Origin of the sequence: Bacteroides cellulosilyticus DSM 14838, assembly GCF_000158035.1 — a bacterium.
Lineage (GTDB): Bacteria > Bacteroidota > Bacteroidia > Bacteroidales > Bacteroidaceae > Bacteroides > Bacteroides cellulosilyticus.
Genome location: NZ_EQ973490.1, coordinates 622,849 through 643,864 on the forward strand (window position 1 = coordinate 622,849; position 21,016 = coordinate 643,864).

13 protein-coding genes and 1 riboswitch are annotated in these 21,016 nt (G+C 44.8%); of the genes, 3 read left to right on the forward strand and 10 right to left on the reverse strand.

Features of this window, described 5'->3' with window-relative positions; all coding sequences use genetic code 11:
- Positions 1–25 precede the first annotated feature (25 nt).
- The 6 genes from mnmA to BACCELL_RS07175 all read right to left on the reverse strand — a co-directional run bounded on the left by mnmA (position 26) and on the right by BACCELL_RS07175 (position 10,659).
- Entirely contained in the window at positions 26–1,078 is a 1,053-nt protein-coding gene (mnmA, locus tag BACCELL_RS07150; RefSeq protein ID WP_007210987.1) for a tRNA 2-thiouridine(34) synthase MnmA, read from the reverse strand.
- 198 nt (positions 1,079–1,276) lie between these two features.
- A complete protein-coding gene (locus tag BACCELL_RS07155) occupies positions 1,277–3,694 on the reverse strand; it encodes a DUF5018 domain-containing protein (RefSeq protein ID WP_007210988.1) in 2,418 nt (805 codons plus the stop codon).
- 22 nt (positions 3,695–3,716) lie between these two features.
- On the reverse strand, positions 3,717–5,747 hold the full coding sequence (locus BACCELL_RS07160; RefSeq protein ID WP_007210989.1) for a hypothetical protein: 2,031 nt from the start codon (positions 5,745–5,747) through the stop codon (positions 3,717–3,719).
- A 26-nt stretch (positions 5,748–5,773) separates the two neighbouring features.
- The gene (locus BACCELL_RS07165; RefSeq protein WP_007210990.1) at positions 5,774–7,480 is read right to left on the reverse strand and encodes a PKD-like domain-containing protein; all 1,707 of its coding nucleotides are present in this window, start codon (positions 7,478–7,480) and stop codon (positions 5,774–5,776) included.
- Between the two features lie 5 nt (positions 7,481–7,485).
- Positions 7,486–8,664 carry a YncE family protein gene (locus tag BACCELL_RS07170; protein ID WP_007210991.1) on the reverse strand — a complete coding sequence of 393 codons (1,179 nt, stop codon included), beginning with the start codon at positions 8,662–8,664 and terminating at the stop codon, positions 7,486–7,488.
- 18 nt (positions 8,665–8,682) lie between these two features.
- The gene (locus BACCELL_RS07175; protein WP_229093665.1) at positions 8,683–10,659 is read right to left on the reverse strand and encodes a TonB-dependent receptor; all 1,977 of its coding nucleotides are present in this window, start codon (positions 10,657–10,659) and stop codon (positions 8,683–8,685) included.
- Between the two features lie 130 nt (positions 10,660–10,789).
- A riboswitch (cobalamin riboswitch) is annotated at positions 10,790–10,993 on the reverse strand.
- Between the two features lie 403 nt (positions 10,994–11,396).
- On the opposite strand from BACCELL_RS07175, the gene cysS reads away from it, so the two are divergent.
- A complete protein-coding gene (gene cysS, locus BACCELL_RS07185) occupies positions 11,397–12,872 on the forward strand; it encodes a cysteine--tRNA ligase (RefSeq protein WP_007210994.1) in 1,476 nt (491 codons plus the stop codon).
- Between the two features lie 80 nt (positions 12,873–12,952).
- On the opposite strand, the gene BACCELL_RS07190 is transcribed toward cysS, so the two are convergent.
- Entirely contained in the window at positions 12,953–14,497 is a 1,545-nt protein-coding gene (locus BACCELL_RS07190) for a sulfatase family protein (RefSeq protein ID WP_007210995.1), read from the reverse strand.
- A gap of 132 nt (positions 14,498–14,629) precedes the next feature.
- Positions 14,630–15,844: a glycoside hydrolase family 88 protein gene (locus BACCELL_RS07195; RefSeq protein ID WP_007210996.1), complete on the reverse strand. Its 1,215-nt coding sequence runs from the start codon at positions 15,842–15,844 to the stop codon at positions 14,630–14,632.
- A 155-nt stretch (positions 15,845–15,999) separates the two neighbouring features.
- Here BACCELL_RS07195 and BACCELL_RS07200 point away from each other — a divergent pair, with 155 nt between their 5' ends.
- Positions 16,000–16,404: a PaaI family thioesterase gene (locus BACCELL_RS07200; protein WP_007210997.1), complete on the forward strand. Its 405-nt coding sequence runs from the start codon at positions 16,000–16,002 to the stop codon at positions 16,402–16,404.
- 5 nt (positions 16,405–16,409) lie between these two features.
- On the opposite strand, the gene BACCELL_RS07205 is transcribed toward BACCELL_RS07200, so the two are convergent.
- Positions 16,410–17,192: a DUF3108 domain-containing protein gene (locus tag BACCELL_RS07205; RefSeq protein WP_007210998.1), complete on the reverse strand. Its 783-nt coding sequence runs from the start codon at positions 17,190–17,192 to the stop codon at positions 16,410–16,412.
- A gap of 43 nt (positions 17,193–17,235) precedes the next feature.
- Entirely contained in the window at positions 17,236–19,158 is a 1,923-nt protein-coding gene (locus BACCELL_RS07210) for an Ig-like domain-containing protein (protein WP_007210999.1), read from the reverse strand.
- 599 nt (positions 19,159–19,757) lie between these two features.
- Here BACCELL_RS07210 and BACCELL_RS07215 point away from each other — a divergent pair.
- The gene (locus BACCELL_RS07215) at positions 19,758–20,930 is read left to right on the forward strand and encodes an efflux RND transporter periplasmic adaptor subunit (protein ID WP_007211001.1); all 1,173 of its coding nucleotides are present in this window, start codon (positions 19,758–19,760) and stop codon (positions 20,928–20,930) included.
- Positions 20,931–21,016: the final 86 nt, after the last annotated feature.

Below are 21,016 nucleotides of genomic sequence, written 5' to 3' on the forward strand. Positions count from 1 at the left end.
AAATAAAAGAATGATTGTACGGAAATTACAGGATGATACCTCCTCCCAGCAACAGACCTGCCTCATCGTAAAATGCCGCAGCCTGTCCGGAAGCAATGGATTCCAGTGGTTCGCGCAATAGCACATGCAAGAGATTCTCATCCGTTATACTGACAGTGCAGTGATTAGCTTGCTTCCGATAGCGAATCCTGACAATGACATCCTCGGAATTCAGTAAACGGGAAGTATCCACAATATTCCAGTCTTTCAACAGCATTTCCTCTTTGTAAAGAGAAGCCAGAGGCGCAAGTATCACTTCGTTCCTCTCTTTATGTATCTCTTTTACGAAAACAGGACGGTTCAGATGAATACCCAATCCTCTGCGCTGACCAATCGTATAGAAGGGATATCCTTCGTGCCAACCTAAAAAAGTCCCGCTTTCATCGAGAAATTGTCCTTTTCCCGGCAAAGCATCCTGCGGAACTTCACGCTGCAAGAAAGAGCGGTAATCCATCGGGCAGAAACATACACCAAGACTATCCTTTTTGGTTGCTGTCCGTTCAAAGCCCCGCTTAGCAGCATAGGCACGCACTTCATTTTTAGTCCAGTCACCCATTGGAAGGAGCATACGTTCTAAAATGTTCTGTTGCAGTCCCCAGAGGAAGAAAGTCTGATCCTTATCACGGTCGGCAGCCGGGGCTATAAAGTAATAGCCATCCCGGAAAACTTTACGTACGTAGTGTCCGGTAGAAATCCAATAAATGCCCATTTCATCGGCAATCTTTGCCAGCAACGGCCATTTCAGTTCATTGTTGCAGAGAGTACAGGGAACAGGGGTATGGGCGGAAAGATATTCATCTACGAAATAGCGGATAATGCGTTCACGGAATAATTCGCGGGCATCATAGATGATGTGCGGGATATTCAGACGGGAAGCGAGATTACGGGCATCATCCAAAGATTCTTCAAAGCCTTCCGAATCATAGAAACGAAACGTCACACCGGTTACTTCATAACCGGCCTCTTGCAACAGCATGGCGGCAACAGAACTATCCGTACCTCCACTCATACCTAATAATACACGCTTAGCAGACTTCATGAGTACAAAAATAAGAATTATTTCTCTGGCAAAGAATAAACATATATATGAATCTGTGGTGAACTTACACCCATCAGTAATATGAAATAAGTTCAGCCGCTGTCGCACTTATTATACAATAAAGAAGCGGGAGAATGTTCTTTCCAGTCTTTCAACCTTCCAGTACATCTCCCGCTTATGATGAAGAGAATCTCTATCTTATTCTTCTTTTTCCAGTTTTCCGGCTTTCACTTCTTCAAAAGTAGGATTGAAAGCATTGCCAATTACTTCCCATGCTTCAGCATCGTTCAGGCCCGCAATAACTTTTGCCAATCCCTTATAAGAAATCAGTCCCATCTGTTTTTCAATATACACCGACTCGGCAGATTCCAGGTTTTCAAAGCAATCCAGATTGGTAATCACTGTATTAGGATTGCTTCCGGTAGCACCACCTATTGTTAGTTTCAGAGTACCCACACGCTTCAAAGCAGGCAGATTAATACTTTCCAGCATAGCAGGAACTCCATTTGTAAAACAAGTACCGATGCTGCACACGCCTGTTACTTCCTGCAAAGCAGGCAAACTCAGAGTTTTAAGTACTCCCCCATAAGTAAAGCTACCTACTTTGGCCAGCTTCGGAAACTGAACAGGTTGCACTACATTGTTCACATAAGAACCTTCCTGAAGACTCATAGCCCCCGTTACCTCTTCCAGATCTTCAAAACTGATTATGGCAAGGTTGGCATTATAACCTTGAGTAACCGTCAGTTTTTTAGCCTTCTTCAGACCTGGGAAGGTAAAGTTCGCCTCCTCTTTCACAATTGCAAATTCCAATGAGATCTCTGCATTCTCAAGTCCTTCGAAACGCATTCCTTTACTACCTGACACTGACACTTTTCCCGTGAAAGTGTCATCACCTTTCAATAGCAGACCTTCAGGAACAGAGCTCAATTTCAGTTCGTCAATGGTCAAGCCTGTAACATCCATTTCTTTCAGAGCAGCCACATTTCCCAAAGATAAATAAGAGAAATGCGCTCCTTTCAGATTCTTCAGGAAAGATATTTTCTCCAGCTTAGGCAACTGTTCCATTGAAACCCGACTGACAGAAGTCAATGAGCCCAGACCTGTTATATCAGTAACCCCTGGCATGGATGACAAAGAGAATGTCCCTCCGATAGTCTTCAATGCATTGAATCCAGATAAAACAGTAGCCTCTTCACTATAGCCCCCCAAAGAGAATCCGCCACCTACGGTCTCCAATTCGGGACAGGCATTGTCCAGTTGTTTCACATTCGATAATGTGGTCAATTTCAGATCTCCTCCTACACTCTTCAACTTTTTCAACGGCTCCATATCAGGAATGGCAAGATAAGATATAGTAGCGGCACCGTCTACAGTAGTCAATGAAGAAAGATTAAGTTCTCCAAGGCTTTGACAGTGTTCTATGGTCAGTCCGTTTTTACCTACATAAGCAAGCGAGCCTAAATCCAGTTTTTTGACACCATTATTATAAATGCGCATACTGTTGGCTTTCGTCAGTTTAGGGAGACTCACTTCATTCAGATTGTTCATTGGATATTGCAATGAGAAGCTGTATGATATTTCTTCCAACGAACTAAAGAACACGTCCTCCAAATCCGAAAGCGACTCAAGCGAGATAGTAGCCGCGGAAACCAAGGCAGGGAAGTTTATTTTCTTCACCTTCTTGTAGCTTTTCAGAGTCAACTGATTACCCAGCGTTTTCAGAGCCGGGAAACTAACTTCTTCCGTCAGTTCAAGCGTTCCGTTCTGTCGTCCGGTAAAGGTGATATCCTTTCCTATAATCTCCAAAGCCGGGAATTCCAACTGTTTGAAGTGGATTGCCTGTAAGGTCAACGTACCGCCCACACTTTCCAGTTTTGGCAGATTCAGTGTGCGAAGCGTATCAGCCGAAAGATACAGATCGCCACCTACCATCTTCAGTTGAGACAGTTCGATGTGTTCCAGTTCCTTGTTACCAAACGCTCCGTTCGTACCGATACGGCCTGCAATCTTCAGTGCTCCTGCCCTTTCCAGATTCTCCAGTCCTGCAACTGAAGTACCTTTGTAAGTAGGATTGATAAGCACTGTTCCGGATACTTCTTTCACACCACTCAGCGCAGCGAAAGAAAGTAACGAATCTTCCTTTACGCTTCCCGTTTCCTTACCGATAATCAGATTTCCTTCTATGCGGCTGATACCACGTGCTGCAAAAGCTTCTACGTCTTCAGCCGTTTCCAGCAGCACATCCCCCTCACCGACAATCAATGTGCGGCTCAGAGAGTAATGATACGTACGTTCCTTACCATTATAAGAGGTTACAGTCAACGTCTGATTTCCTTCCCAATCTGTTATATTCGACGGATCCGGGGTAATCGTGGCAAGCTCACTACACAAAACCTCAGCTTTGGCTCCCTGCACCGAAACACCTTCGGGCACAGACAGAGTCAGTTCATCTTCAGTAATAGTGGCCGCATAGGCCTTTCCATCCTGTAATTTCAGGCTGAATGAAGTGATATAGTTTTCGCTTCCGGAGAAAGCAGAGTCTTCGTCATCGCAACCGGCCAGCAGCGAAATGAAGCCTATCATCAATATGTATGCTAAACTTTTTAGTTTCATATTTTCTTTATTTTATACTTGATTATTCTTCTTCGGCAGGCAGGGTCCATAGTCCATCCTCTGCCAGCTGCTTGTACGTTGGATTATACAGGTTATCCTCAACAATCCAGTTCGTTTCAGGACAACTCTTGATGGCTTTCTTCAATCCCTCATAAGAGGCCAGAGCCTTGTGGTTCACTATTTTGAAGCCACCGATACTCTCCAGAGATACAAGGAAGTTCAAGTCCGTCAGTTTAGTGTTCTGCATATTCTGGGTTTCATTATAACCATAAGGGCGAAGATACAACGTCCCGCCCACCGTTTTCAGTAGCGGATAGTAAAGAACCGGTTCATAAACATTGCCATATTGCTCATAACCTGTCTGAATAAGCAGATTTCCACCTACCTTTTCCAGCTTGGGGAACGAACGTTCATCAGTGGTATTGACACATATCCGAGTATCTCCACCAATTGTTTTCAGTTCGGGGAAATGGAACTCTTTAATATTAGAGTAAAGGTCGAATATACCACCCACTTCTTGCAAGTCGGGCATAATGATCTCCTGAATATTCGAATTATTCCAATAAGAAAAGTCACCAGTGATTTTGTTGATACCAGCTATATTCGTTGTTCCACCATTATTGCTAAGATAGTTGAGCTTTAGAGAACCGATTTCCTTAAAACCCTGGAATTGGGGAGAGAGACCGGACATGACTATGCTTCCGGCAAACACATCATCACCCTTCACGACAGTTGTACTCATGTCCGAACCCTGCAACAGTAATTCTTCCATTTCTACACCGCGCAAATCAATCTCACTCATACCTGAACCTAAAGAGATCTTTCCCACCTTCTTCAATTTAGCCGGCATCTTCACGCTACCGGTAGCTGTCAGACTCAGAGTTCCGCCAATACTTTCCAGCGAAGCCAACTGCTCGGGATTGAATCCGGCAATGGAAATACTGGCATTACCGTCTATCGCCTTCAACAGAGGCATATTCATCTGATTCACTTTCGGGCAACTAAGCGATAATTCACCTAAATGAGTCAGCGCCGGGAAAGAAACTTCATACAGCGGGTTATCTGCAATGCTGAGTTTCCCCGAAATATCCTGTAACTTCGGGCAATAGAGCAACAGAAGAGTTTTTCCGGTCACATTCAAGTCTTTGCAGGACAACAGTTCGCTGAAGTCCAGACGAATGGCTGACATACTCACTTCAATACTTCCTCCTACATGCTTCAAAGACTGGAAAGACATTTTCTCTACCGATGATTTACCTTTCAGCGAAAGGTTACCGCTCACCTGTTGCAATGCGGAAAATTCCGTAGAGACAAAAGGAGCTTCCATCGAGAGGTTACCGCCCACACTCTTCAGTGAAGAACAGGAAATATCACCCACAGCCGCGCTCTTTATGTCCAGATCACCCCCTATATGAGTCAGCTTATTCAAATCCACGGTCCACAAACTGTCAGCCGAAATAATCTGGAAAGAACCACCTATCTCTTCCAGATTCTCCAGCCCGGCAAATTCATGCCCACGGTAACGGGTATTAATGGTGATACTACCGGACACCTGCTTCAAGGTTGACAATGCTGCCAGAGACTTAATGGAATCTGTACCCAACTGCTGTCCGATAATCAAACTACCATCCAGATACGAAATACCTTTTGCACCGAAAGCATCCAATTCTTCCTGCGTATTCAGCAAGATGATACCGGTTTCGGGTACACTGCTTCTGCGAGGCGTATAGAGGTATTTGCGTGACTGGCCTGAAAGGGAAGTCACGGTAAAGAACATTTCCTCCTCCCAGTTATACACTGTAGCGGGGTCCGGCTTGATTGTAGCGTTCTCGCTGCACACCACTTGAGCCTTAACATCACTGAGTATCACTTCTTCCGGAATGTTCATCACAATGGTGTCCCCCCGGAAAGAGGCTACAAGAGATTGGTCTCCCTGTTTCAGGGTAAAGGAAGTGATAAAGTTATCAGTTCCCTCAAAAGGATCATTGCTGTCATCGCAGCCCGTGAGACAGGCCAATACGAACAAAATGCTCCCAAGGATATATTTATTCATGATTCTATTTGTTTTAAATTACTAAATCAAGGTTTCAATCGCAAGTCCATAGCAGCAGAAGATTCGGTAGAAATCTCACCTACAGCTGCTCCTTGTCCCATTTGTGCCGTATGAACTTTCACAAAGTCGATGTATTTCAGATTAGCCGGGCTGCCGTCCTGCTGAATGGCGTTCTCAATACGGAATCCGGTCGGATCATTTATATTGTCCACATATCCCCAGTCAAAGCCCCAATTAGTTTCAATACCTTCCGTTTTAAACTGATCGCCCAAGCAAGTTCCTGTCAGGATATAGTATTCCTCTTTCATGAACCAAGGGAAATAACCGCTATTCGGATGGTAAGCATTTCGTCTCAGGAAAGTCAGGTTACCATCATTGTCAATCGAAAGTACATCCTGCTTATCCTGCGTAGGACGATAATACTTCAGAGCATAACGTTGAGTGATTCCGGGCTTTCCTGTTTCACTACCTTTAAGTTCATACCAAGTATCATCAGCAATACCGTTTCCGTTTTCATCCTGGCTTACCCATACGACACCACACTCACACCAATATTTACCAAGCGGATTACCAACAATATCAAAGTCTGCTTCACCCTTACCGTCATCCTCTACACTGTGGTCAAAGCCCAAAATAAAATAACCGCCCCATGCGCCAAGAGAAGCGATCCAACCGGTTCCACCACCATTATCCAGTGCATTCTGTATCGTCATTCGTGCATCTTCGGCGGTCTTGTCCTGAGAGAAATTAACGAACTGCCCCGGAGCAGGCGTGAACTCAAAGCAATGATTGGATATCCAATAACTCTTTGCGGTCGGTGCCCTAAAATAGGTACCTTCTTGCGGAGTACATACCACTTTAACGGTAGCCTCGGCTGTTTTACCGCCGTCGATAGCCTTCACTTTTATTTCATAAATCTGGCCTTCAGCAGAAGGCGTAAACTTGAAATGAATGGAAGTTTCGCTCTGTACACTCCCGTCCACGCTCCATTCGTACACCGCATCATCGCTGATTGAGAATCTTACAGGTGCCAACACAAGGCTTCTGCCAATAGGACAAGTCATAGTTCGCACATCATGTATGGTGGAAGGTTCCACATAGCGGCCGTTATCAAAGAACAACACCGGCTCTTCTTCCGGTATCACCGAGATATTAATGTTCTTCACATCCACACCATCGGCATTGGTTACTTTCAGAGCAAGCGTATAAACATCTATCTCCTTCTCTTTAAATTGATAGATGGAGTCGTGGCTTACCACACGTCCGCCATAGCTCCACTCAAAAGTGGTACTCTCGTCCGTGTATTTGGTTTCGGCAGCCACCTTCAGAGCTACATCGCAATAGCCCACAGCCGAACTACTCACCGTAATTTCAGGCGGCAGACGGTCTACGACTGTTATTTTGGCTTGCTTTTCCACACTTCCGTTATCAGCATCCAGGCGGAAATTCACAAAGAATTCTCCTAACTGATCACCTTTAAACTGATAGGTTTCCTGCTCAGACACAATCTTACCTGCACGTTTCCAAGCATACACAGGATTGATGGCATTCTCCGCAGTCACCTGCAATGTCACCTCATGTCCTATCTTTACTTTATACTCTCCGGTATCGGAGTTTAGCGAACACTCGGGAGCTCCAACCAGCCCCGCTTCGTCATCATCATCCGAACAGGCACCCAATGCAAACAGGCACAGTCCGACAAACGATAGTTTTAAATACAGATTTTTAAACATACTATTTATTGATTAGAAAATGTTACTTGCAATCGTTTCGTTGTAAATACAAAGTGCGCAGGGATGTCCCCTGTCGTAACGCTCCACTTCTTTTTTCCCTCGGGCGTGAAGCAATAGAGTGTTCCGGGGGTAACATAATTTTTGGCATCGGTCACGAAGATCTCTTTGGTATCGGGATTCACAGCCAATCCATAAGGTACCTCGATACTCTTTTCCGTACCGTCCGTAATGAAGTTCGTAGTCACTACACGTTTCTTCCGCGTGTCATAAATGCCATAACTGATGGTATTCTGCCCGGTGTACTTACTATACTCCGTACTGTAATAGAAGAGCGAGTCCCCACTCAGACAAAACTCACTGGCCGGAAAGTTCAGCACATCAGTCACCATATCATTATGAGAGTTTATGACATATACCTTGGAGTGTATGTCGTAATAATCACCACGTGATGAAACATAAATATTTCCACGCGCATCAATTGCCATCCGATGAAGGTTGATGCCTACCGTTATTTTTTTGATTTCGGTAAAGGTGTTCAGGTCTATCACAGATACGGTATTATCGTAATTGGGTACACGATAACCTCCGGAATTGGCTACATAGAGTTTATTCCCTACCACTACCATCTCTTCCGGCTGATAGCCGACATCACAAGTGTCCACCACCTGCAGGGAATTCAGATCCACTTTAGCCACATACCCCAGTCTGGCATTGGGATCAATCACCACTTTACCCGCATAAGAACTGACGTAAGCATAGCGACCGTTGAAAACGATATAGCGACAGTTAGGAATAGGGATGGCAGCCAAGTGCCTTGCTGTATTGACATCCATCACCTCCACCAGGTGGGATACATTAATGACAGCAAACAGTTTATCACCATTTATCTGAATATCATTCCCCACATCACCCAGCGCTTTTTGTACGGTAGGATTCAATTCCGGATAAATGTTCTTACAGTAATTACCCGAAGCGTAATCGAAATAGTCCAGAGAAGCCTTGTTACTTCCCATATTCCCCTCATTCAACAGGAAAAATCCCTTGACCGGACCTGTCACCTGTACGCCCGGTGTCACATTCGTCACACTGGAAAGTACCAGTTCTTCGTCGTCGCTACGGCACGAGGATACCAACAGTATCAGCATGCTCGCAAGCCACATCAGTAATAATTTACTTCTTTTCATAAGCCGTGTATTTGGTTTTTAGAGTTCTACATTTATCACAAAGCGGAAATTTATTCCCGGCATGGGATACCATTGTACCACCTCGTACTGCTGATTGAAGACATTATTGACTTCAGCGGTCAGTTTCCACAACATCTTTTTCCAATGCAAGCGGCGGGAAAGGGAAAGGTCGTTCGTATACCATTCCTTGGCATAATTCTCCGGAATGTTGGCACTCGATTCATAACGCTCGCCGGTATAGATAAAACTGTAATTCATGTCCCAATCCCTATAACTCAAATTAAGGACAGCCGAACCGCTGTGCCAGGGAATATAAGGTATCTGTCCACCGTAATAGTCACTTTTTGCATCGGTGAAATCCTGCGCTTTCTCATACGTATAGTTCACCCGCAGGTTGGCCTTCAGGTCTTTCAATAAATGCCATTCGGTTTGCAGAGCCACATCCACCCCGCGCATCTCCACATAGCCCAGATTTACCATTGTCCAACGGAACTGGTTAGAAGTAGGCATGGCTACAATCTTGTCGGTGACCTCGTTATAGTAAGCATCTGCCTGAAACTCCAGCCGGGCAGGATAACCTCCACGGAATTTGCGGGAATAAGTTACACCTATATCATATTGTGTGGTATATTCCGGATTCAGGTCAATGTTTCCTATGAAGGTATAGTAAAGATCATTCAGCGTCGGCATGCGGAATATCTTTTTGTAAAAAGCACGCAGATTCAGATCTTCGTTCTTGAAAGGTTGCCAAGATGCCACGACGGTAGGCGTATATTTATGTTTATCACCTGCTGCGGCGTTGGGAACCTTCGTAGTCTCGTGTACAAATGTCCCCAGCAGACTGGCTTGTAGTTTGAATCGCTCAAAATGCAGTGCCGTAGCTGCCGCCACAAGTGCCGTGTAACGGCAGGGATAGACGAAGTTCACCAGGTCGGCATTTAATTTATTCCACTGAAAATCCACCGAAACGTCCGCACTCCAAAAAGGAAGAATATTCAGCATATTCGCTGCCGAAAAATAGAGTTCATGCTGGCGGTAATGATTGTTCACATACATTGTAGTAACATCCAAGCGCGGATCGGACAGATAATGAAGATAATCGTAAGCATACTTACCATTCGTCTGTAAACTGTAGTTTCCCCAATGTTTCCGGAAAGAGCCCTGCAAAAAGAAGTTCGTATCCCATTGGCGGTCTTCATGCACAAAGTCACCCGTCTCACGCACAGCGGCACCGGGCAATCCCCGTTCGGAATTATATAAATAAGCTTTGGCTTTCCATTCTCCCCCTTGCATATCTCCGAATAAGCCATACTCTGCACGAATGGCCTCCACATCACCGTTCTTACGGGTTTCTGTTATATCATATCCGTTTTTCTGTCGGTAACGGAATTTATATTTCCCGCTGGTGTACATATACTCAGCACTCAGTGAACCGCTCACCTGCTTGCTCAGCCTATGCTCCAGCAGGACGGAAGGATTGACCAAACCGAAAGAACCGGTTTTGAAAGTTCCTTTCAGGCGATAGTTCTGTCCTTCGCCAAAAGAAGGATGACGAGCTGTCATGTAGATAGAACCGGCTGAAGCAAAGTCCTTCGCCGATTGAAAGATAGCGCTCTTCTGGCCATTGTAGAGTGAAACGGCCTCCATGTTATCCAACGAGAAACGTCCCAGATCGATTTGTCCGTTCTGAGCATTTCCCAACTGAACGCCGTCATAGAATACGCCCACATGTTGAGTGCCAAGTCCACGTATGTTGACGGTTTTCAAACCACCGATTCCTCCATAATCCTTTATCTGGATTCCGGAAAAATAGCGGATTGCATCAGCCACAGAATGGACACTCAATTTCTGAAGTTCTTCTCCGGCAAGCATTTGTACCGGAATCACTTCTTTACGGATGCGTTGCGCTGATACAGAGACTTCTTCTATATGATAAGTCTTTGTAGAGTCTACCGTTTGAGCATACAAATCCACGCAACAGCATACTAATGGCATTACCACTGCCAATAAAATGCGATGATACATTCGATTTCATGTATTAAAGAGAGTATCAAACCTCTGCCAAGAGTAATCAATGATAACCCTATAAAAAATAAGTACGACCGGATTTCTAATCCCAGAGAACTCCTGATTCCAGATCATGGCAGGTCTTCTGACTTGCTTCATCTGATGACTCCCTTCCCGTTCATGCAGAAAACAGTGGCGTGAGTATCGTCTTCAGACTTTGTTTGAAGCTTACAGCAGCGGGTCTGTTCAGGATTTACACCTGATTCCCTTTTCACCACCCGCCACGAAAGCGACGGGTGACACCATAATCAATGGCAAAGATACATATTATTATTAAAGTTAACCTTTTTACAGATACTTTTTTATCCGATCCATATCCGAGACGTATCTGGGCCGTACTTGCTCCGTACGTTCTCCATGCAGAAGTACCTCTGACCGAAGAAAGTACGGCTTTGATACGGAGCAAGTCATATATCCACGCACGTTCACAGGCCACTATCAGCGAAGCAATATATATACCCAAGAAATCATAGAGCAATATGAAGTAAAAGAGAGACCGGGAAACTATCTGAACCTGAAGTTCGGACTCAGTATCCGGCTTGGAAAGAAATAAGAAAAGAACCTCTTCATTACTGTACTAAAAGCCATTAAATCCGACAACAGAACCGTTTAATAAATTATTTGTTGTAACTTTGTGCTCTTTAAAAAACTAAAACTCAAACGTTATGGAACATCAACTGACAATTTACAACACCTTAGATAGGAAAAAGGAGCTATTCGTGCCACTGCACGCTCCACATGTAGGTATGTATGTCTGCGGTCCTACCGTTTACGGTGACGCGCACTTGGGACATGCACGTCCTGCCATTACTTTCGACTTGCTTTTCCGCTACCTTACCCATTTGGGATATAAGGTACGTTATGTCCGCAACATCACCGATGTAGGCCATCTGGAACATGACGCTGACGACGGAGAAGACAAAATAGCCAAGAAAGCACGACTGGAACAATTGGAGCCGATGGAAGTAGCGCAATACTACATCAACCGTTACCACAAGGCAATGGAAGCGCTGAACGTACTTTCACCCAGCATCGAACCGCACGCTTCGGGACACATCATCGAGCAGATAGAGCTGGTGAAAGAGATCCTGAAGAATGGCTATGCTTATGTCAGTGAAGGCTCTGTCTACTTTGACGTAGAGAAATACAATAAGGATTACCATTACGGAAAACTCTCCGGCCGCAATTTGGATGACGTACTGAACACCACCCGCGAACTGGACGGACAAGCTGAAAAGCATAACCCCGCCGATTTCGCCTTATGGAAATGTGCCCAACCGGAGCATATCATGCGCTGGCCTTCTCCATGGAGCGACGGTTTCCCGGGATGGCATGCCGAATGTACGGCCATGGGTAAGAAATACCTCGGCGAACATTTCGATATTCACGGTGGTGGTATGGACCTTATCTTTCCTCACCACGAATGTGAGATTGCTCAATCGGTTGCATCACAGGGCAATGACATGGTACATTACTGGATGCACAACAATATGATTACCATCAACGGACAGAAGATGGGTAAGTCTTACGGTAACTTCATCAATCTGGACGAGTTCTTCAACGGCACACATAAGTTGCTGACACAAGCATACAGTCCGATGACCATCCGCTTCTTCATCCTGCAAGCTCACTATCGCAGCACGGTAGACTTCAGTAACGAAGCCTTGCAAGCAGCGGAAAAGGGATTAACCCGAATGATGGATGCCGTGAACGGACTGGAAAAGATCACTCCGTCCGCCACTTCCAGCGTAGATGTAAAAGCAGTGCGTGAGAAGTGCTATGAAGCCATGAATGATGACTTGAATACCCCGATAGTCATTGCCCATCTTTTCGACGGAGCCAGAATGATTAACAACATCATTGCAGGCAACGACACCATCACTGCCGATGATCTGAAAGAGCTGAAAGAAACTTTCCATCTTTTCTGCTTCGACATTCTGGGACTGAAAGAAGAAAACAATTCCAATGAAGAGCGTGAAGTTGCTTTCGGTAAAGTAGTAGATATGTTACTGGAAGAGCGCATGAAGGCCAAAGCCAATAAAGACTGGGCTACCAGTGATAAGATTCGCAATGAACTTACAGCACTCGGTTTTGAGATAAAAGACGGTAAAGACGGTTGCGAGTGGAAGCTGAATAAATAAGCTCCACTACCCTATAAAAAAGCTGCCTCCCTCTGATCCAAGCGAATCGAGGGAGGCAGTTTCATTTAGAAAAGAGAGTTTTAGTAAGGTATCATGTCGGAAAGAATACGTTCCTTATACCAGGGATCATCTATCGCCTTCAACTCCTTGCCCATCTCACGGCAAAGTTCTGCAACGATTTCTTTATTTTCTTCCAACGGAAGATTATTCATCTGATAAGGGTCCTTCTCATCATCAAACAACAGGCTTTTCTTCAGCTTATGGTCTTTCTTATCAATATAGAAAGCCAAAGTATAGCGTGCCGTCTTATATCCTCTTGAAGAAGGGAAATAAGTCTGCACTTTACCATCCGCATCCTTTTCTCCGTCCAGATTCTGGATATACAAAGCACCACCAGGACGTTCAATTTCCGCCTTTTCATCGAAGAAAAGAGGTGCCCAGTTGCGTCCCTGCACATTAGACGGAATGGAATCGCCCAAACCACACAGCCCCAGGACAGTCGGCATAATATCCGGCGCGGACATCAGAAGATTGTCCACCCGTGGCTGGATATGACCGGGATAACGTACCAGGAACGGTATATTCATAGATTCGGAATAAGGAGAATTCTTCGGATCATCCGTGAACTGGCTACACATTGTTTCACCATGGTCGGAAGCAAAGATCACAATCGTATTCTTATCCAAACCCTGCTCTTTCAGTGTTTCAAGGATCTGTCCGAAAGCACGGTCTACACCGGTAACAGAGGCAAAGTAGTAGCGAACGCTCTCTGCTTTTTCACGCTTCTTATCTGCATTGGGACGGATAAGAAGGCTGTCCAGAGGTTGATCTTTGTACAGATTGAAATCTTCTTCCATACAATCATCCAATGAACGGTACGGACTGTGGGGCGGATTCATACCCACCATTATAAAGAAAGGTTTCTTCGGATCACGTACATTCCCTTCGTTCTTCAGATAAGAAACCACCATCTTGGATTCATGCAACGGTGACCATTCTTTTGGATCGTGACGATTTCCGTCCGTATCCCAGTAACGGGGATTCTTATGTTCATCAAAAGTACCGTAGGAGTACCAGTAATTAAAGCCGTGACGGCGTTCTTTCGGCGTATAGGCATCCCAGGCAGGTATTCGATCTTCTACATAGTGACCGGGACGTTGCGGATCGTTCGGTGTAGGGAAGTCAGCGTGTAACTTACCAAAATAAGCGCAGTCATATCCGGATTTATTAAATACGTCACCTATGCAATCCACGTCGGCACGCAGGGAACTGATAGGCCGGTTTGAATTACAGTTCAAAGGTATTCCGCTTTTATTGGGATACATCCCCGTCAACAGCATACCCCGATGAGGGCTACTCAACGGACAGTTACTTTGGGCAGAACTTAACACCAACGCTTCACGGGCAAAGCTATTCAAGTTAGGAGTATGCACCGGATCATTGCGGAAGTTCACCTTGTCGCGAAACCCATCCTGTCCCCAGAACTCCATAGCCTGATTACGGTACTGGTCGGGGAAGACATAAATTACATTCGGAAGTTGTGCCTGCTCTCCCTGCTGAGTTTTGCAGCCTTGCAGGGCAAACAGACCCAAGCCTCCCAAAAACAAACTAAACCGATTTATCATTTTATTCTTATTAAATTACGTTGAAATTATAAATGGGAATTTATCGGTGAGATACTGTTGCTATCACACCGAATGGAAACTTTGCCGGGGCGCTACGCCCCTAAATTATCATTTATAGCTTCAGCATGTGAATTAAAACAGCTTCTTGTTTGATTCCAAGTCTCTTTTGCGCATAATTCCTTCCAGGAAGTAATAGTCCGCATAATTCAACGGAACATCAATCTCAGCACCATGAGGAATACTGCCTACAGAGTGCATCAGAATGAAATTACCGTTTGTGCCCACTTCTGCACGATAAGCCGGAGAACCGAGATTTTCCATAATCTTATCTGCTGTTTCCTTATAGTTTTTGCCGGGAATGTATGTACTCAACTCGTACAAAGCAGATGCCGTACATGCAGCAGCCGAAACGTCACGGGGTTCGTTCGGAATATTGGGAGCATTAAAGTCCCAATACGGTACAAGGTCTTCCGGCAAGTTCGGATTATTGAAGATAAAGTTATAAATCTTTTCAGCCATATCAAGATACTTCTGATCGTGGGTATAACGGTAACACATGGTGTATCCGTAAATAGCCCATGCCTGTCCGCGTGCCCAGGCGGATTCGTCAGCATACCCCTGTGCGGTTTGTTTCTTACGTACCTCACCGGTTACGGGATCATAATCCACTACGTGATAACAGCTGTTATTGGCACGGAAATGGTTCTTCATGGTGGTATCGGCATGCTTCACGGCAACATTATAATAAGTGGAATCGCCTGAAAGCTTGGAAGCTTCGAACAATAGTTCCAGGTTCATCATATTATCTATAATAACCGGGCATTTCCAACCGCGTTCTGCCTGCCAACCTTTATCGGCATCCCAAGACTGAAGTACGCCTGCCGCCGGACGGAAACGGGTAGAAAGAGACTTAGCCGTCTGAATAATCACAGGCTTGTATTCTTCTTTACCGGCAAAACGATATCCGTTCAGATAGCTGCAACCAATCATAAAGCCCACATCATGATGCCAGGTCAGGTATTGCACGGAATCCAGCGCTTCTGTATACTTCTCAGCCAGCGGCAACCATTTCTTATCACCGGTCAACTCATACATATGCCAGATATTACCGGGGAAAAAACCGGAACACCAGTCATCAATGGGTACATAAACAATGCTACCGTCTTTGTTGATAGTTCTTGGATTCAGAATTTTCCCTGACTTTTCGATAATGTCGGTCTGAATGGTCTCCTGCGCCACCGCATTATCAATATTCTCTTGGATAAAGTTGCTCTCGGTCTGCTTCTGACTTGTGCAACCCGCCAAAACTAGGAGGGATATTCCCAATGTCGTGAGGATTGTTTTCATAATAATGATTTGTTTATTAAAGTTTCGTATTCTTTCGTCAGCAAAAGTAGCGCAGGTTTACAGAAAAGACCCTCCTAAATTATACAGGAAAAGAGCAAAATTGTTACATTTGCACATAAATCATACAGATTGAACTTTTTAATCATATTGAAAACATGACTCCACAAGAATTTTTCAAGAAAGATCTCTTTGCAGAACAAACCGGTGTAGAACTACTGGAAGTACGCGAAGGATATAGTAAGGCACGCCTCGTTATCACGGAGAATCACCTTAACGCAGGACATCGCACCCAAGGCGGAGCCATCTTCACTCTTGCAGACCTGGCACTGGCCGCCGCTGCTAATTCACATGGTACATTGGCTTTCTCCCTGTCTTCCAATATCACCTTTTTGCGCGCCAGCGGACCGGGCGACACGCTGTATGCCGAAGCACGCGAACGGTACATCGGACGTACTACCGGATATTACCAGATAGATATCACGAATCAAGACGGAAAATTGATTGCTACATTCGAGTCCAGCGTATTCAGAAAAGGGGATCCGCTGCCGTTCAGCTTATAACTATCTCATTTCTTCTTTACTACCGACGTCATCGGATAACGATTTCCTTGTACGCTCTTCAGGAAAGCCTTTGCCGACCCGAAGTTAAGATACATATCCAGACGAATCGGGAGATGATTCTTATCATCTGAGATAAAGAAAGTAATCACTTCTTTTTCCTTTCCTTTCTTATATTCTACAAAAGAGAATACGAGGCAACGATAAATCGTATCATTATTGGCTTTTACATCTTCTTTGCCCCGGTAAATCAGCGTCTGTTCTTCTACCTTACGTCCGGTGGCCATAGGGAAAAGAATCCGGTCGCCTATTTTATAATCTGCCGGATCGTAAGAACGCGCCTGCGCCAGGATACTTAACATATCGAAGATGCAACGGCTGTCACTGTATTCCATCTCTTGCGGATCGCGGACCGGATTGTGCCAGATACGCCTCTGTTTCACGTTGGATACGCCATCCTTATATGAAAACCAAGCTTCATCCACCGTATAGCGGTCACCCTCTTCGGCCGCTTTACGGAAGTAGAGCGGCTCCAGCTTTTCACTGACATAGCAAGTCAGCGTATCACGCATCTTAAAGAAGAAATCGGTCTTTTTACTTCCTACTGAAAGCAGGTTGAAGCGGTAGGCAGGTTGTGACTGATAAGTAGTGGAGAAGGTGGTCAGACTTGCCAGCCCCACCTTCTTCCAGATAAACTTCCAGTTAAAATATAAATCGTACATCACGTGCTCGCCGGACTGAAATGCGGTATTTTGAGCAGTACATTGCGCCTTGGCAGGCGTGGACATCATCGTAAGTAACAGTGCTCCCAACAGGCAGAACACCCATCCGCGCTTACCGGTTATTGCCGGAGCTGCGGTTATTCTGGTTTCTCTTTTTCTTGTCTTCATCTGGTTTTTGTTTTTTGAGTTCATCCGGTTTCTGTTTATCCAGCGGCTTTTCATGTATGTTCCAATCCTGGGTCAAGTCGAAATTAGCTTTCAGTTCTATCACCTGAGGATAGTAATACACTTTCTCCGGTTGCCGTTTGTCTTCGTATTTTCCGGTGTCCCACACACCGTTTCCATTCGTATCATTTATAAGGCGCGCACTATATTTGCCGGGATTCAGGAAGTAGAAATCTGCCTTACCATCGATAACCGGCACTGTACGTACCACTTTATCCTGTGCGTCCAGCAATTCTACAAAAGCAATCGAATCCGCTCCCGTCACATTATAGAATATTTGCCCATACTCTTCAGGTTTCTTCACCTTAAATTCTTTCTTTATCTTATCGGTGAAAAGGCCATATATTCCATGGAAAGCCGTCGAGTCGACTTCAAAAGCATAGCTTTCACCGGGCACCCAATCTGCATAAACATTATAGCGCATCAGGTTCAGAGAGTCCGGAACAAAATCGTAAGGGACATCATTCCACAAACTGTCTACTTTCTGTTTCAGATGAATAGCACCATCAGCAGCAGTTGCCAACGGTTCAGTAAACGTAAGAGAGATATAGTCGTAGATATCCATCGTACCCGGTGCATATACATCTACAGGTAAGAATACCGTCGGTTCTACATACTCCTTACCCTCTTTCTCCGCTTTCTTTTTGGCTTTTTCCAGTTCCTTTTCTTTCTTCTCACGTTCCTTTTCAAGTTCTTTCTCGGACTTAGGTCGAATTTTCGATACAAGTCTCAGAGTATCCGTACGCGGTACCAACTGGTTGAGCGTATCCGTATAGAGGTAAGTGAGACTCATCTTCAAAGTATCCATCTTATAGATCAAAGAGTCTCTTATCCAATAATGAAGCGTATCAATGCGTCCGGTAGGCTTCTCCACGATGAAAGCGTTGGTTTCATCGAAATTCAGTCCCTTCAACAACGGCAGGCTGTCAGCCTGAGTAGAGAAATAGAAAGAGAATTTCCGGGATTCGGGACGTTCGCTCCTGATGAGACGTTGCGACAAAACCCGTTCTTTAAAACAGCGCAATATAACGTCATCCGGAGAAAAATGAGTATAAGCTCTCTCCATGATCGTATCTATCGTCAGAGAATCTTTCCAAAGTGTATCAAGACGTGTCCGTTCATCCATGGCAGGAATAATCAGGGAGTCTTCGAAAGCAATCATTTCAGTGGGCTGACTATAATAGAAGTTTTGGTCAGCATCTTGCAATCCGTAGATGCGGTATTCGCCCGGAGCAACACCCCGAATTGTGAAACGTCCGCGACTGTCGGTACGACCTACACGTTCAAAAGGTATCGTAGTAAAAGCCGAGTCAGCTAAATTGGAATGCATACCTACCAGCATACCTTTCACCGGTTCCAGATTGGCTGCATTCAACACGGTACCGGAAACCACCATCGAGTCGATAACGGAACCCGTGGAGAAAGTAAACCCGAAATCGGGCAACGGATTACCTTCATTATTGTCCTGAATAGCATCCGAGAAGTCTATCGAATAAGTAGTATTCGGTTTGAGAGTATCCTTTAAGGTGATTACCACCTTCTTCCCATTCGCCTTTATCTCCGGTTGTTGCACCTGAGGTGGAGAAATCACGATCTTCTCCCCGGGTTTCTCAAGCTTGATGAATTCATCGAATTCAATCGTAACTTTCTTCCGGTTATTATTAAGCGCGCCCGGCGCAGGCGTACTACCTACGAAGCGTGGAGGGGTTTCATCAATAGCACCACCTTCCGGACGACCGATGCTGGCGCAAGAATAAAGCACGACACCAACAACGGCAACACCTGCCAGACGATTGAAAAGAGACTTCATATCTAAATATTTATTACGTAATATGCTGCAAAAATAAAGGTTATCCCTTAATAAACAGAATGCTTTACAGTATTTTAATCAAAAAAGAGCAAGAAGACAGTAAAAACAGATAAAACAAAGGAAAGGTTCAATCGGGAGGATGAAAGAGAAGATACTTTAGCAAGACCCTGAGAAAGCGGGCAACTACCTGTGTGACAATCCACTGGGTGTTCCACAACAATCAGTCGCAATGAAACACGAGTTCAGTCGTAGTGGGAAGTACCTTCAGTCGTAGTGGGAGCTAGCTTCAGTCGTAATGGGAAATAGCTTCACTCGTAATGAGAATATTATTCCTTTCTGTAATATAGAAACCGGAGAGGTAAAAGCTGATTAGAATGGCATATTGGAGACTTATATATAAGATATGTATGAAACATAGTTAAAAATAGACGCAAATAGAACTAATCTGTTCAAAAATAGATAATTTTGCAGCCGGAAAACCCGAAGAGTGCTTTTAGTTTTCCCCTTTGTCCTCCGTATTATCCAACTATGACAAAACATAAAAAGCCTTTTTTACCAAGATGAAAAAATAAACCAAAAGACAGAGAATAATTACAAGTATGAAGAGTAGATTGATTTTATTGGCATGTTGCCTGTCACTGTTCAGTTGCGGACAAAGTGACAAAACTACGGGTAAAGCACCCGAATTTGCAGTGATTACAGTGGAAACAACCACTGCCAACTTAACGAACAGCTATCCGGCTACGATCAGAGGTAAACAAGATGTAGAAATCCGCCCCATGGTAAGCGGTTTCATCACCAAACTGCATGTAGACGAAGGTTCAGTAGTACGCAAGGGACAAGTGTTGTTCAGCATTGACCCCGTACAGTATCAAGCTGCTGTGAACTCAGCCAAAGCTGCTGTTGAAACAGCCAAAGCTGCCGTGAACACGCAGGAACTTACCGTAAACAACAAGCGTGAGTTGAACAAAAAGAATATCATCAGCAACTATGATTTGCAGATGGCAGAGAATCAACTGGCACAAACAAAAGCACAATTAGCACAAGCTGAAGCACAATTAGTAAACGCCAAGAACAATCTGTCGTATACCAGTGTAACCAGCCCCAGCGATGGTGTAGTAGGTAATATCCCCTACCGTGTAGGTAGTTTGGTTAGCCCTTCCGTTGCCAACCCGCTGACTACTGTAGCCGATATTTCTGAAATGTATGCTTACTTCTCCATGACCGAAAGACAACTGCTGTCTCAGATTCGCGAGGGTGGTAGCATCAAGGAAATTCTGGAAAGAATGCCCGATGTACAATTACAACTCATCGACGGAACCATGTATGCCGACAGTGGCCGCGTAGAAACCATCAGCGGTGTTATCGATCAGGCTACCGGTTCGGTAACTATGCGTGCCCTCTTCCCCAACAAGCACAATGTGCTGCGTAGCGGAAGTACCGGTAATGTAGTATTCCCCAATCCGATGACAGATGTTATTATGATACCGCAATCGGCCACTACAGAAATACAGGACAAGAAGTTCGTATTCGTAGTGCAGCCTGACAACACCCTGAAGAATACGGAAATTAAGGTGTTTAAGCTGAACGACGGCAAGTATTACTACGTAACCGAAGGCTTGAAAGCCGGTGACAAAGTAGTAATGGAAGGTGTGCAGAACCTGAGAGATGGAGCAGCTATCACTCCTATCACTCCTGCCGAGAAAGAAGCTGAATATCAGAAAGCACTGAAAGACCAGAAAGAAGGCAATATCCAAACTGCGTTCAATTAACGTTTAACGGTTAATGATTAGTGATCAGCGGCTGCGCTATTATGCCGCAGGTACTTATCACTAATCACCAACCCCTAATCACTAAA

Excerpts from the sequence above, each read along its gene's own strand:
- BACCELL_RS07195 (WP_007210996.1), bottom strand. The coding sequence starts at position 15,844 with ATGAAAACAATCCTCACGACATTGGGAATATCCCTCCTAGTTTTGGCG.
- cysS (WP_007210994.1), top strand. The coding sequence starts at position 11,397 with ATGGAACATCAACTGACAATTTACAACACCTTAGATAGGAAAAAGGAG.
- BACCELL_RS07155 (WP_007210988.1), bottom strand. The coding sequence starts at position 3,694 with ATGAAACTAAAAAGTTTAGCATACATATTGATGATAGGCTTCATTTCG.
- BACCELL_RS07200 (WP_007210997.1), top strand. The coding sequence starts at position 16,000 with ATGACTCCACAAGAATTTTTCAAGAAAGATCTCTTTGCAGAACAAACC.
- BACCELL_RS07210 (WP_007210999.1), bottom strand. The coding sequence starts at position 19,158 with ATGAAGTCTCTTTTCAATCGTCTGGCAGGTGTTGCCGTTGTTGGTGTC.
- BACCELL_RS07160 (WP_007210989.1), bottom strand. The coding sequence starts at position 5,747 with ATGAATAAATATATCCTTGGGAGCATTTTGTTCGTATTGGCCTGTCTC.
- BACCELL_RS07175 (WP_229093665.1), bottom strand. The coding sequence starts at position 10,659 with ATGCCATTAGTATGCTGTTGCGTGGATTTGTATGCTCAAACGGTAGAC.
- BACCELL_RS07165 (WP_007210990.1), bottom strand. The coding sequence starts at position 7,480 with ATGTTTAAAAATCTGTATTTAAAACTATCGTTTGTCGGACTGTGCCTG.
- BACCELL_RS07190 (WP_007210995.1), bottom strand. The coding sequence starts at position 14,497 with ATGATAAATCGGTTTAGTTTGTTTTTGGGAGGCTTGGGTCTGTTTGCC.
- mnmA (WP_007210987.1), bottom strand. The coding sequence starts at position 1,078 with ATGAAGTCTGCTAAGCGTGTATTATTAGGTATGAGTGGAGGTACGGAT.
- BACCELL_RS07215 (WP_007211001.1), top strand. The coding sequence starts at position 19,758 with ATGAAGAGTAGATTGATTTTATTGGCATGTTGCCTGTCACTGTTCAGT.
- BACCELL_RS07205 (WP_007210998.1), bottom strand. The coding sequence starts at position 17,192 with ATGATGTCCACGCCTGCCAAGGCGCAATGTACTGCTCAAAATACCGCA.
- BACCELL_RS07170 (WP_007210991.1), bottom strand. The coding sequence starts at position 8,664 with ATGAAAAGAAGTAAATTATTACTGATGTGGCTTGCGAGCATGCTGATA.